Source organism: Pseudomonas sp. Tri1, assembly GCF_017968885.1.
Classification (GTDB): Bacteria; Pseudomonadota; Gammaproteobacteria; order Pseudomonadales; family Pseudomonadaceae; genus Aquipseudomonas.
Genome location: NZ_CP072913.1, coordinates 938,918 through 951,704, shown reverse-complemented (window position 1 = coordinate 951,704; position 12,787 = coordinate 938,918). Strand labels below are relative to the sequence as shown.

Annotated in this window: 11 protein-coding genes and 3 tRNA genes; all 14 read right to left on the bottom strand. The window is 58.5% G+C overall.

Features of this window, described 5'->3' with window-relative positions:
* Positions 1–2 precede the first annotated feature (2 nt).
* Positions 3–78, bottom strand: a tRNA-Thr gene (locus J9870_RS04050).
* 125 nt (positions 79–203) lie between these two features.
* Positions 204–2,309 (bottom strand): polyribonucleotide nucleotidyltransferase, encoded by a 2,106-nt coding sequence (gene pnp, locus J9870_RS04045; RefSeq protein WP_058543783.1) that lies wholly within the window; start codon positions 2,307–2,309, stop codon positions 204–206.
* Between the two features lie 193 nt (positions 2,310–2,502).
* The gene (gene rpsO / locus J9870_RS04040) at positions 2,503–2,772 is read right to left on the bottom strand and encodes a 30S ribosomal protein S15 (RefSeq protein ID WP_003197723.1); all 270 of its coding nucleotides are present in this window, start codon (positions 2,770–2,772) and stop codon (positions 2,503–2,505) included.
* A gap of 143 nt (positions 2,773–2,915) precedes the next feature.
* Positions 2,916–3,833 carry a tRNA pseudouridine(55) synthase TruB gene (gene truB, locus J9870_RS04035; protein WP_060739216.1) on the bottom strand — a complete coding sequence of 306 codons (918 nt, stop codon included), beginning with the start codon at positions 3,831–3,833 and terminating at the stop codon, positions 2,916–2,918.
* Between the two features lie 3 nt (positions 3,834–3,836).
* Entirely contained in the window at positions 3,837–4,238 is a 402-nt protein-coding gene (rbfA, locus tag J9870_RS04030) for a 30S ribosome-binding factor RbfA (protein ID WP_003177871.1), read from the bottom strand.
* 159 nt (positions 4,239–4,397) lie between these two features.
* Positions 4,398–6,920: a translation initiation factor IF-2 gene (gene infB / locus J9870_RS04025; RefSeq protein WP_210642802.1), complete on the bottom strand. Its 2,523-nt coding sequence runs from the start codon at positions 6,918–6,920 to the stop codon at positions 4,398–4,400.
* Positions 6,921–6,947: 27 nt separating this feature from the next.
* Positions 6,948–8,429, bottom strand: a complete 1,482-nt coding sequence (nusA, locus tag J9870_RS04020) for a transcription termination factor NusA (protein WP_003197716.1) — start codon at positions 8,427–8,429, stop codon at positions 6,948–6,950.
* Between the two features lie 59 nt (positions 8,430–8,488).
* Entirely contained in the window at positions 8,489–8,947 is a 459-nt protein-coding gene (gene rimP / locus J9870_RS04015; RefSeq protein WP_013692254.1) for a ribosome maturation factor RimP, read from the bottom strand.
* Between the two features lie 139 nt (positions 8,948–9,086).
* Positions 9,087–9,163, bottom strand: a tRNA-Met gene (locus J9870_RS04010).
* Positions 9,164–9,260: 97 nt separating this feature from the next.
* A tRNA-Leu gene (locus J9870_RS04005) sits at positions 9,261–9,346 on the bottom strand.
* A 21-nt stretch (positions 9,347–9,367) separates the two neighbouring features.
* Positions 9,368–9,751, bottom strand: a complete 384-nt coding sequence (gene secG / locus J9870_RS04000; protein ID WP_210645100.1) for a preprotein translocase subunit SecG — start codon at positions 9,749–9,751, stop codon at positions 9,368–9,370.
* 4 nt (positions 9,752–9,755) lie between these two features.
* Positions 9,756–10,511 carry a triose-phosphate isomerase gene (gene tpiA / locus J9870_RS03995; RefSeq protein ID WP_210642801.1) on the bottom strand — a complete coding sequence of 252 codons (756 nt, stop codon included), beginning with the start codon at positions 10,509–10,511 and terminating at the stop codon, positions 9,756–9,758.
* Between the two features lie 66 nt (positions 10,512–10,577).
* Complete coding sequence (gene glmM, locus J9870_RS03990) at positions 10,578–11,915, bottom strand: phosphoglucosamine mutase (protein WP_210642800.1); 1,338 nt, start codon at positions 11,913–11,915, stop codon at positions 10,578–10,580.
* Positions 11,916–11,931: 16 nt separating this feature from the next.
* Entirely contained in the window at positions 11,932–12,783 is an 852-nt protein-coding gene (gene folP / locus J9870_RS03985; RefSeq protein WP_210642799.1) for a dihydropteroate synthase, read from the bottom strand.
* Between the last annotated feature and the right edge of the window lie 4 nt (positions 12,784–12,787).

Below are 12,787 nucleotides of genomic sequence, written 5' to 3'. Positions count from 1 at the left end.
GATGGTGCCCGAGACAGGAATCGAACCTGCGACCTTCGCGTTACGAGTGCGCTGCTCTACCGGCTGAGCTACACGGGCGGTGGCTAAAACTAGCACCGTCCCCCGTAGCCAGGCAACCTGCGACACAGGGATTTTCACCACACAGCAAAACGCCCCGAACCAGTCGGGGCGTTTGCTTGTTCAGCGGCTAAGCGAAGGGCTGATTAAACGCCCGATGCCTTGGCTGCTGCCACGTCTTTGATGGACAGCTTGATACGGCCGCGGTTGTCCACGTCCAGTACCAGCACTTCCACCTCCTGACCTTCTTTCAAGATGTCGGTCACTTTCTCGACGCGAGCATCGCTCAGCATGGAGATGTGAACCAGACCGTCCTTGCCCGGCAGGATGTTGACGAAGGCGCCGAAGTCGACGATGCGTTCAACCTTGCCTACGTAGATCTTGCCGATCTCGGCTTCTGCGGTGATGCCCAGGACGCGCTGGCGCGCTGCTTCTGCCGCTTCCTTGGTTTCGCCGAAGATCTTGATCGAGCCGTCGTCTTCGATGTCGATCGAAGCCTTGGTTTCTTCACAGATCGCACGGATGGTCGCGCCGCCTTTACCGATGACATCACGGATTTTGTCGGTGTCGATTTTCATCGCGATCATGGTCGGAGCGTTTTCCGACAGCTCGGTACGGGACTGACCGATGATCTGGTTCATCTGGCCGAGGATGTTCAGGCGCGCTTCCAGGGCTTGGCCCAGGGCGATTTCCATGATCTCTTCGGTGATGCCCTTGATCTTGATGTCCATCTGCAGTGCGGTGACGCCTTTGGCGGTACCAGCCACTTTGAAGTCCATGTCGCCCAGGTGGTCTTCGTCACCCAGGATGTCGGTCAGGACGGCGAATTTCTCGCCTTCCTTCACCAGGCCCATGGCGATACCGGCAACCGGCGCCTTCATCGGCACACCAGCGTCCATCAGGGCCAGGGAAGCGCCGCAGACCGAAGCCATGGAGCTAGAACCGTTGGACTCGGTGATTTCCGATACCACGCGAATGGTGTACGGGAACACGTCAGCGGCTGGCAGCATGGCCTGGACCGAACGACGGGCCAGACGGCCGTGACCGATTTCGCGGCGACCGGCGCCACCCATGCGGCCACACTCGCCTACCGAGAACGGAGGGAAGTTGTAGTGCAGCATGAACGGGTCTTTCTTTTCGCCTTCCAGGGTGTCCAGCAGTTGCGCGTCACGGGCGGTACCCAGTGTGGCAACGACCAGGGCCTGGGTTTCGCCACGGGTGAACAATGCCGAACCGTGGGTCTTCGGCAGGACGCCAACTTCGATGTTCAGCGGACGTACGGTGCGGGTGTCGCGACCGTCGATACGCGGCTTGCCGTTGACGATGTTTTCGCGAACGGTGCGGTATTCGATTTCACCGAAAGCGGCTTTGACGTCGCTGGCCGATGGCTGGCCTTCTTCACCCGACAACTTGGCGACCACCTGGTCTTTCAGCTCGCCCAGACGTGCATAACGGTCGGCTTTGACGGTGATGGTGTAGGCCTGGGAGATCGCTTCGCCGAACTCGGCACGGATCGCGCCCAGCAGTTCGGTGGCTTCGGCTTGTGGAGCCCAGGCCCAGGTTGGCTTGGCTGCTTCGGCGGCCAGTTCCTTGACAGCGTTGATCACCACCTGGAACTCGTCGTGGGCGAACAGTACGGCGCCCAGCATCTGGTCTTCGGTCAGCTCCTTGGCTTCGGATTCAACCATCAGCACCGCTTCGGAAGTACCGGCCACGACCATGTCCAGGCTCGACGCCTTCAGTTGCTCGTAGGTCGGGTTCAGCAGGTAGCCGGTGCTTTCGTGGAACGCGACGCGGGCAGCGCCGATCGGGCCATCGAAAGGAATGCCGGAGATGGCCAGGGCAGCCGAGGTACCGATCATCGCAGCGATGTCCGGATCGGTTTTCTTGCTGGTGGAAACGACGGTGCAGACAACCTGCACTTCGTTCATGAAACCTTCTGGGAACAGCGGACGGATCGGACGGTCGATCAGTCGGGAAGTCAGGGTTTCTTTCTCGGAAGGACGGCCTTCACGCTTGAAGAAACCGCCAGGGATCTTACCGGCAGCGTAAGTCTTTTCCTGGTAGTGAACAGACAGAGGGAAGAAGCCTTTGCCTGGATCGGCTTGCTTGGCACCGACAACGGTCACCAATACGCTGACGTCGTCGTCAACGGTGACCAGCACTGCGCCGGAGGCCTGACGGGCGATACGGCCAGTCTCGAGGGTAACGGTCGACTGACCGAATTGGAATTTTTTGATTACCGGGTTCACGGTGTCCTACCTTCTTTGTGGCTCTTGGGGAACTTGTCTTCTTGCGAAATTCTTGGGCAATGGCGGGAATCGGCCCGACGTCTGTCCAGGGTAAAACGTGTATCCAGATAAAACTTGAGGCTGGGAGCCTGCCATACGCCAGCGGGAACCCCCTGACGCACGACAGACAACCAACCTCTAGCGCAATCGCTGATTAGCGACGCAGACCCAGGCGAGCGATCAGAGCGCTGTAACGGCTCACGTCCTTGCCTTTCAGGTAGTCCAGCAGCTTACGACGCTGGTTTACCATGCGGATCAGACCACGACGGGAGTGGTGATCTTTACCGTTGGCCTTGAAGTGACCTTGCAGTTTGTTGATGTTGTGGGTCAGCAGTGCAACTTGCACTTCTGGCGAACCAGTGTCACCAACAGCTTGCTGGTAGTCAGCTACGATTTGAGCTTTTTCTTGAACGTCGAGAGCCATGAGGCAATCCTTTTAGTCAGGAAGCTGTTTCAAAGAAACAGCTTCAACAGGCCAGGGACAAATCCCTGTATCTATAAATGAGTAGTGACCGTGCCTGTTAACAGCCACACTCGCCAGCCTGCTGTTACGCAGACTGGTTCCGGTCATTCCGACCGAATCAGTCGACGCGGCGCAATACGCCCGTCTTCGCTCACTTCACCGATACCGATGAAGCGACCATTGTGATCCTGCACCCGAACCATGCCGAACTTCGGCGCGTCCGGGGCACGTACCGGCTGGCCGTTGAGCCAGTAGAACGCGCTGTGTTCCGAGAACTGCAACAGCGGCCAGTCCAGCAGCCCGCTGTCCGATGGCATCAGGAAACGGTCGACCGCTTCGTTGCCGCCTTCGGCATGTACCGCTTCGAGCTCTTCGAGCGTGACCGTCTGGGCCAACGTGAAAGGCCCAGCCTGGGTCCGTCGCAATTCTGCCACGTATGCGCCACAACCGAGCTGCTCGCCGATATCCTCCACCAGGGTACGGATATAGGTGCCTTTGCTGCAATCCACGGCCAGCCGCGCAGTGTTACCGTCAAAGGCCAGCAATTCCAAGCGCGCAATAGTAACAGAACGCGGTTCGCGCTCCACTACTTCGCCTGCACGAGCCAGCTTGTACAACGGCTGGCCATCACGCTTGAGGGCCGAGTACATCGGCGGTATCTGACTGATTTGCCCGCGAAATCCTGGCAGCACAGCTTCGATATCAGCCTGACCAACGGTCACCGGGCGCTCCAGCAAAACCTCACCCTCGGCGTCCGCCGTGGTGGTGGTCTTGCCCAGTTGCGCCAGGGTTTCATAACCCTTGTCGGAATCGAGCAGGTACTGGGAGAACTTGGTCGCCTCACCGAAGCACAGCGGCAATACGCCGGTGGCCAACGGATCGAGGCTACCGGTGTGCCCGGCCTTCTCGGCATTGAGCAGCCAGCGAACCTTCTGCAACGCCGCGTTGGAAGTGAACCCCAACGGCTTGTCGAGCAGGATGATGCCGCTGACGTTACGACGGATACGTTTGACCTGAGCCACCGATTACTCCTTGGTGTCTTCGGGTTCAGCCGCAACCGGGTGCTGACTGTCTTCAGCCACGGCACGCTCGATCAACGCCGACAGGTGCGCCCCCCGCACGACGCTTTCGTCGTAATGGAAGTGCAGCTGTGGAACGCTGCGCAACTTCATCTCCCGGGCCAACTGCATACGCAGGAAACCGGCTGCCGAGTTGAGCACCTTGATGCTTTGGGCGATTTCTTCGGCGCTGTCCTGCCCCATCACCGTGATGAAAATCTTGGCATGACCGACGTCACGGCTGACTTCCACAGCGGTAATGGTGACCAGGCCGACGCGCGGGTCTTTGACTTCGCGGCGGATCAGTTGGGCCAGCTCACGCTGCATCTGATCGCCGATTCGTTGGGTACGGCTATATTCTTTTGCCATGTCTTGTTACCTGTTACTGCCCCACGGTCAAACCCGTGAGGTCTGAAAGCGGCAAACGCCCGGCCTGACAAAAGCCAGACCGGGCGTTGCGTTTAGAGCCCGCCAGCGAGGCAGCGCATGTTCATGCGGCTGCCCGGTGCGGCTCTTGAAGTACGCGAGTCAGAGGCTGCGAGCAACCTGGACCTTCTCGAAGACTTCGATCTTGTCGCCGACCTTGACGTCGTTGTAGCTCTTGACGCCAATACCGCATTCCATGCCGGCACGAACTTCGGAAGCGTCATCCTTGAAGCGGCGCAGGGATTCCAGCTCGCCTTCGAAGATAACGATGTCTTCACGCAGTACGCGGATTGGACGGTTACGGTGAACGACACCTTCGATCACCATGCAACCGGCGATCGCGCCGAACTTCGGCGAACGGAACACGTCACGTACTTCAGCCACGCCCAGGATGTTCTCCCGCACGTCGCTGCCCAACATACCGGTCAGGGCTTTCTTGACGTCTTCGATGATGTCGTAGATCACGTTGTAGTAACGCATATCCAGGCCTTCCTGCTCGACGATCTTGCGAGCGCCGGCATCGGCACGCACGTTGAAGCCGAACAGTACAGCGTTGGAGGCCAGTGCCAGGTTGGCATCGGATTCGGTGATACCACCGACACCGCCACCGACCACACGCACTTGCACTTCGTCGTTACCCAGGCCATTCAAGGCGCCGTTCAACGCTTCGAGGGAACCACGGACGTCGGATTTGAGGACGATGTTGAGCGTCTTCTTCTCTTCCTGACCCATGTTCTCGAAGATGTTTTCCAGCTTGCCTGCGTGAGCACGAGCCAGTTTGACTTCGCGGAACTTGCCTTGACGGAACAGAGCCACTTCACGGGCTTTCTTCTCGTCAGCCACAACGCTCATCTCGTCGCCAGCGTCCGGGGTGCCGTCCAGGCCGAGGATCTCGACCGGGATAGCCGGACCGGCTTCCTTGATGGACTTGCCGTTCTCGTCGAGCATGGCACGTACACGGCCGTAGTTCGAACCGACCAGTACCATGTCGCCTTGGCGCAGGGTACCGTCTTGAACCAGGACGGTCGCAACCGGACCACGGCCCTTGTCGAGACGCGATTCAACGACCACACCACGGCCTGGAGCCGAAGGTGTCGCAGTCAGTTCCAGGACTTCGGCTTGCAACAGAACAGCTTCGAGCAGTTCGTCAACACCGGTACCCATCTTCGCCGAGACCGGTACGAATGGAGTGTCGCCACCCCACTCTTCGGAGGTCACGCCGTGAACCGACAGTTCGCTACGGATGCGATCGAGATCGGCGCCCGGCTTGTCGATCTTGTTCACCGCAACCACCAGCGGTACGCCAGCAGCCTTGGCATGCTGAACGGCTTCGATGGTTTGCGGCATCACGCCGTCGTCCGCCGCAACCACCAGGATCACGATGTCAGTCGCCTTGGCACCACGGGCACGCATCGCGGTAAACGCGGCGTGACCCGGGGTGTCGAGGAACGTCACCATGCCGCGGTCGGTTTCAACGTGGTAGGCACCGATGTGCTGGGTAATACCGCCAGCCTCACCTGCCGCAACCTTCGCACGACGAATGTAGTCGAGCAGGGAAGTTTTACCGTGGTCAACGTGGCCCATTACGGTCACGACCGGCGCACGGGAAACCGCCTCACCTTCAAACTTCAGGGACTCGGCCAGGGAGTCTTCCAGGGCAGTGTCGCTGACCAGGGTCACTTTGTGGCCCAGCTCTTCAGCAACCAGTTGGGCAGTTTCCTGATCCAGTACCTGGTTGATGGTGGCTGGCGTACCCAGCTTGAACATGAACTTGATGATTTCAGCAGCCTTGACCGACATCTGCTGGGCCAGATCGCCCACAGTGATGGTCTCGCCGATCTTCACTTCACGCACGACAGGGCCGGTAGGGCTCTGGAAACCGTGGGCGTTGCGCTTCTTCAGCTTGGCCTTGCCGCGACCGCCGCGACGGAAGCCATCGCTTTCTTCGTCGGTGGTACGTGGCGCAACGCGTGGTGCCGGCGCCTTTTCCTTGACCGAAGCACGATGAGGAGCATTTTTGCGCTCGCCATCACCACTGCCACGACGGTTGTCGTCGGCACGTGGCTTGTCCGGACGACGCTGTTCGTCGCGCTTGCGAGTATCAGCCGCAGGTGCAGGCGCTGGCGCCACGACCGGTGCGCTTTCACGCACAGGCTCGGCGACTGCGGCAGGTGCCGCAACAGCTTCGACCGGAGCCGATTGCGCAGCAGCAGGCTGGCGACGCGCTTCTTCTTCGGCGCGACGCTTGGCTTCTTCTTCAGCCTTCTGACGTGCAGCATTTTCTACTGCGCGACGTTCTTCCAGTTCGCGTTTGCGCTCGGCTTCGATTTCTTCCGGGCTGCGCTGTACGAAGACTTTCTTCTTGCGTACTTCAACGCTGATGCTTTTGCTACCGGCAACACGCAGGGTGCTGGTGGTTTTACGCTGCAGAGTGATCTTGCGCGGTTCTTCCACTTTCGCCTTGTGACTGCTCTTCAAGTGAGTCAGCAGGGACTGCTTCTCACTGTCGGTCACATGTTCCTCGGCGGCGGTGTGCGGCAGACCTGCCTCACGCATCTGCTGCAACAGGCGCTCTACCGGTGTTTTGACCTCATCGGCCAGTTGTTTCACCGTGACTTGCGTCATGCACTTCTCTCCTCAGGCCGCGCCTAATTACTCGAACCAGTGGGCTCGGGCGGCCATGATCAACTTGCCGGCACGATCATCGTCAATGCCGTCGATGTCGAGCAGATCGTCAATAGACTGCTCGGCCAGGTCTTCGCGGGTAATTACGCCGCGCACCGCCAGTTCCATCGCCAAATCCTTGTCCATGCCCTCAAGCGAGAGCAGGTCTTCGGCCGGATGGGCGTCTGCCAGCTTTTCCTCAGTAGCGATAGCTTTGGTCAACAAACGATCCTTGGCCCGAGCGCGAAGCTCGTTGACGATCTCCTCGTCAAAGCCGTCGATGTTGAGCATTTCTTCCACCGGTACGTAGGCAATCTCTTCCAGGCTGGTAAAGCCTTCATCCACCAGCACCTGCGCCAACTCTTCATCGACTTCCAGCTCGTCGATGAAATTGCGCAGGATGTCGCCGGTTTCAGCTTGTTGCTTAGCCTGGATGTCCGATTCGGTCATCACGTTCAGGGTCCAGCCGGTCAGTTGGCTAGCCAGACGCACGTTCTGACCACCACGACCGATGGCCTGAGCGAGATTGTCTGCGCCAACGGCGATGTCCATGGCATGGGCATCTTCGTCGACGATAATTGCCGCCACTTCAGCAGGCGACATGGCGTTGATCACAAACTGAGCCGGGTTATCGTCCCACAGGACGATGTCCACACGCTCGCCGCCCAACTCGCCGGATACGGCCTGGACACGCGAACCACGCATGCCGATGCAAGCACCCTGCGGGTCGATGCGCTTGTCCTTGGAGCGGACCGCGATCTTGGCACGCGAACCCGGATCACGGGAGGCAGCCATTACTTCGATCAGGCCTTCAGCAATTTCCGGCACTTCGATGCGGAACAACTCGATCAGCATTTCCGGCGCGGTACGCGACAGGATCAGCTGCGGGCCGCGGTTCTCGGTGCGGATTTCCTTGAGCAACGCGCGCAGGCGCACGCCAACTCGGAAAGTTTCGCGAGAAATAATGTCTTCACGGGCCAGCAACGCTTCGGCGTTGTTGCCCAGGTCGACGATCACGTTGTCGCGGGTAACTTTTTTCACGGTGCCGGAGATGATTTCCCCCAGGCGCTCGCGATAGGCGTCGACAACTTGTGCACGCTCTGCTTCGCGAACTTTTTGCACAATGACCTGCTTGGCAGTCTGTGCAGCAATGCGACCGAACTCGATGGATTCGATTTTTTCTTCGACGACATCACCAACCTTGGCGCCAGGATGCGTTTCTGCAACCTTGCTCGGCCAGGTTTCGATAGCCGGATCGTCCAGGTCGGCTTCCTCGACTACCGTCCAGCGACGGAAAGTCTCATAGGCACCGGTGTGGCGATTGATTTCCACACGCAAATCAACTTCGTCTTCAAATCGCTTTTTAGTGGCAGTGGCCAGAGCCAACTCCAGCGCTTCAAAAATAACGTTAGCCGGTACGCCCTTTTCATTGGATACCGACTCAACAACCAGCAGTACTTCTTTGCTCATCGTACGCCTCGCCTTTCGCAAGCCATTGGATCCGCGGGATCCGCAGTATCTGGCACGTATCAGTCAAAACTGGGAATAATGTTGGCCTTGTCGATCATATCGATCGGCAACAGGAACTCATGGTCATCTACCTGCACCACGACGTCCTGCTCTTCTACACCGCGCAGAAGGCCTTGAAAGTTGCGTCGACCTTCGAAAGGCGAGCGCAGCTTGATCTTCACTTGTTCACCGGCAAACGAAGCAAACTGTTCAAGGGTGAACAGAGGGCGTTCCATGCCAGGCGAGGAAACTTCAAGGGTGTATTCGGAGGTGATTGGATCTTCGACATCCAGTACACCGCTGATCTGACGGCTGACGATGGCGCAATCATCCACCAACACGCCGCCTTCCTTATCGATATAAACGCGCAACAGTGAGTGGCGACCTTGAGCCGAAAACTCAATACCCCAGCATTCATAGCCAAGGGCCACGACCACCGGGGCCAACAAGGCCTGCAACTGTTCTAGCTTGCTCGACACCTGAACCCCCTCGTGCATGTTTGTGCATGCTGTGCAAATAAAAAAAATGGGCGAATCGCCCATCCCTGAAACGCCGTCGAATAGCGGCGTTGTAAAGTGTCCAGCTAACAAAAAGCCCCTTGGAAGGGGCCCCTGAAACTGGTTGCGGGAGCCGGATTTGAACCGACGACCTTCGGGTTATGAGCCCGACGAGCTACCAGACTGCTCCATCCCGCGACAAAGCTGGGGCGGAAGTATACGACCGATCCCTTACAGGGTCAATGTAACCCTTCCACCTACAAGAAAGCCCGCAATCGCGGGCTCTCCTGATAATTGGTACCGAGAAGGGGACTCGAACCCCTACACCCTATGGGCACAACCACCTCAAGGTTGCGTGTCTACCAATTCCACCACCTCGGCAATACAGCGTTTGAAACCTTCTTACTTCTGCTCTTGAGCTGGAGGTACGTCAGTCGCCGGGTTGGCCGACTTTTGCTCTTGAAGCACCGGGACATCATCAGAAGCCGGTTGTTGCTTTGGCGCTTCCAGCACTGCTGGGTTTGGCAAACCTACTTGAGTCAGCTCATGAGCCTTCTCTTTAGCAAAGTAACCTAACCCCAAGCTAGTCATGAAGAAAGCGGCGGCAAGTATAGCAGTAAACTTACTAAGAAAGGTAGAGGAACCTTGGCTTCCGAACACAGTATTTGAAGCACCTGCACCGAAAGACGCACCAGCATCCGCACCTTTACCCTGCTGCAGCAATACGAGAGCAACTACGCCCAGTGCACCCAGCAGATGAAAAACGACTACGACTGTTTCCAGCATTTTTTCAGTTTCCCGCGGCGCGACAAATCGCACCGAACTCATCTGCATTCAGGGACGCTCCACCAATGAGCCCCCCATCGATATCCGGCATGCCGAACAGTTCGACCGCATTGGCCGCCTTCACGCTGCCGCCGTATAGAAGCCGCACACCTCGTGCCACTTCAGAATTCTCTGCCGCCAACTGCGCGCGAATGGCGGCGTGCACATCCTGCGCTTGTTGCGGCGAAGCAGTCAGCCCGGTGCCAATGGCCCAGACCGGCTCGTAAGCTATGACCGCCTTTGCAAAAGCACCGACACCCAAGTCTTCGATGATGCTGCCCAGCTGACGCCCGACAACTTCAAGGGTCTTCCCAGCTTCACGCTGCTCGAGGGTTTCCCCTACACACAACACCGGAATCAGACCACAGGCCTGAGCCGCAGCAAATTTGCGAATCAAGGTGCTGTCCTGCTCGCGCATGATCAGGCGACGCTCTGAATGCCCGACCAAGACCAGGGAACAACCTGCATCCACCAACTGACTCGGCGCAATTTCACCGGTCAACGCGCCTTGCATGGGCTCCACCGCAGAGTTCTGCGCGCCGACCGAAATCGACTTACCCTTCAAGCCATCAATCACTTGATTGATATACAAGCAGGGCGGGAATACCGCGACATCAACACCGCTTGGCAAGGCCAGATGACGAAGGCCATTGATCAGCTCAGCGACGCTGGCGCGGGTACCGTGCATCTTCCAGTTACCAGCTACCATAGGGCGACGCATGCTGTACCTCGTCGGTCAAAGTGGGCGCAGATGTTACCCAACCGATTCATGACTGGCAAGCCGAATTCAGGCAGAAACTTCAGTAACAAGTTTTGCCAGCTCTTCGGCATAACCGCGAACCTGTGCCTCATCCTCGCCCTCGACCATGACACGCACCAATGGCTCAGTGCCGGACTTGCGCAACAACACGCGCCCGCGCCCGCCCATCGCCTGCGTTACACGCTCGCTGGCCTGCTTGACCGTCTCATGCTCGATCGGGTTCTCACCACCACCGAAACGTACGTTGATCAGCACCTGAGGACATTTACGCAAAGCCTGGCGCGACTGTGCGAGCCCTTCATTGCGCGCCTTGAGCGCCATCAGTACCTGCAAGGCAGCGATGATCGCATCACCCGTGGTGGTATGGTCGAAGCACACGATGTGACCGGAGTTCTCGCCCCCAATCACCCAACTGCGCTCCAGCAACTCCGAGATCACGTAGCGGTCACCCACATTGGCCCGCACGAAGGGGATATCCAGTTCCGCCAAGGCCAACTCGAGCCCGAGGTTGCTCATCAACGTACCGACCACTCCGCCCTGCAGCTTGCCGCGCGCGTGCAGATCGCGAGCAATGATGAACAGCAACTCATCACCATCGACAACCGTACCGGTGTGATCGACCATCAGGACTCGATCACCGTCGCCATCGAAGGCAATCCCCAGATCTGCCTGTTCGGCCAGCACCGCTGCCTGCAACGCCTCGGTATGGGTGGAGCCACAGTTGTGATTGATGTTCAGCCCGTTTGGCTGGGCAGAGAGCACAGCCACCTCGGCACCCAACTCGCGAAATACACTCGGCGCGACTTTATAGGTTGCACCATGAGCGCAATCGACCACGATTTTCAGGCCCGAAAAGCTGGTACCGGTCGGTACGCTGCCTTTGCAGAACTCGATGTAGCGCCCCGACGCATCGTTGATCCGCGACACTTTGCCGATCTTGCTCGACTCAACCACCGTCATCGGCGTGTCCAGCAGCTCTTCGATCATCAGCTCGATATCATCCGGCAGCTTGGTACCCTGGCCGGAGAAGAACTTGATGCCGTTGTCATCATGCGGGTTGTGCGAAGCACTGATCACGATGCCAGCCTGGGCCTGGAATGTACGCGTCAGGTAGGCAATGGCCGGCGTCGGCATCGGGCCCAACAGCATCACATCGGCGCCCGCCGACGTCAGGCCGGCCTCGAGCGCCGATTCGAACATGTAGCCGGAAATTCGCGTGTCCTTGCCGACCAGCACCTTGCAGGCTCCCATTTTGCGGAATGCCATGCCGGCCGCCCAGCCGAGCTTGAGCATGAAATCAGGGGTAATAGGGTATTCGCCGACCCGACCACGAATACCGTCGGTGCCAAAGTATTTCTTGCTCATAAGTGCTCCGTCATTCTTATTCGGCTGAATCCACTGCTGCGATCATCCGCACAACGTCCATCGTTTCGGCCACATCGTGCACCCGCAATATGCGCGCACCTTTTGTAATGGCCAAGGCAGCGAGCGCGAGACCACCATACAGGCGCTCTCCCACCGGACGACCCAGGGCATTGCCTATCATGCTCTTTCGCGAAACCCCGACCAACAGGGGCCGCCCCAGCGCATGCAAGGCATCCATATGTTTGAAAAGGCTCAGATTATGAGCCAGCGTCTTGGCAAAGCCGAACCCTGGATCAAGAATGACCCGCTCGGCCGGAATGCCCACAGCAGCACACTGATCCAGACGCTCCGCCAGGAACTCACCGACTTCCCTGGTCACATTCTGATAGTGCGGGTCGTTCTGCATGGTCCCGGGCTCGCCGAGCATATGCATCAGGCAAACCGGCAAACCAGTGGCGGCGGCAGCATCCAGGGCGCCATCGCGCTGCAAGGATCGTACATCGTTGATCAAGCCCGCGCCCAGTCGCGCAGTTTCGCGCATGACCGCCGGCGTGGAGGTATCGACCGATATAATGACATCGAGTTCGCGGTGTATACGCTCGACAATTGGCGCAACTCGCTCCAGCTCTTCGGTAGGCGAGACAGCCCGTGCGCCCGGCCGGGTCGATTCGCCACCAACGTCGATCAGCGTCGCACCGGCGGCCACCATCGCCTCGGCATGCCGCAACGCAGCGTCGAGCTGGCTGAATCGACCACCATCGGAAAAGGAATCGGGAGTGACATTGAGAATGCCCATGACATGCACATGGGCCAAATCAAGAACCCGGTTGCCGCAAGGCAACCGGGTCGAGGACTGAACAGAAGTCATTTCA

Bases quoted from the DNA above. Each gene is read 5' to 3' on its own strand.
- secG (WP_210645100.1), bottom strand. From the start codon at position 9,751: ATGCTGGAAACAGTCGTAGTCGTTTTTCATCTGCTGGGTGCACTGGGC.
- rpsO (WP_003197723.1), bottom strand. From the start codon at position 2,772: ATGGCTCTCGACGTTCAAGAAAAAGCTCAAATCGTAGCTGACTACCAG.
- glmM (WP_210642800.1), bottom strand. From the start codon at position 11,915: ATGAGCAAGAAATACTTTGGCACCGACGGTATTCGTGGTCGGGTCGGC.
- folP (WP_210642799.1), bottom strand. From the start codon at position 12,783: ATGACTTCTGTTCAGTCCTCGACCCGGTTGCCTTGCGGCAACCGGGTT.
- nusA (WP_003197716.1), bottom strand. From the start codon at position 8,429: ATGAGCAAAGAAGTACTGCTGGTTGTTGAGTCGGTATCCAATGAAAAG.
- rbfA (WP_003177871.1), bottom strand. From the start codon at position 4,238: ATGGCAAAAGAATATAGCCGTACCCAACGAATCGGCGATCAGATGCAG.
- tpiA (WP_210642801.1), bottom strand. From the start codon at position 10,511: ATGCGTCGCCCTATGGTAGCTGGTAACTGGAAGATGCACGGTACCCGC.
- infB (WP_210642802.1), bottom strand. From the start codon at position 6,920: ATGACGCAAGTCACGGTGAAACAACTGGCCGATGAGGTCAAAACACCG.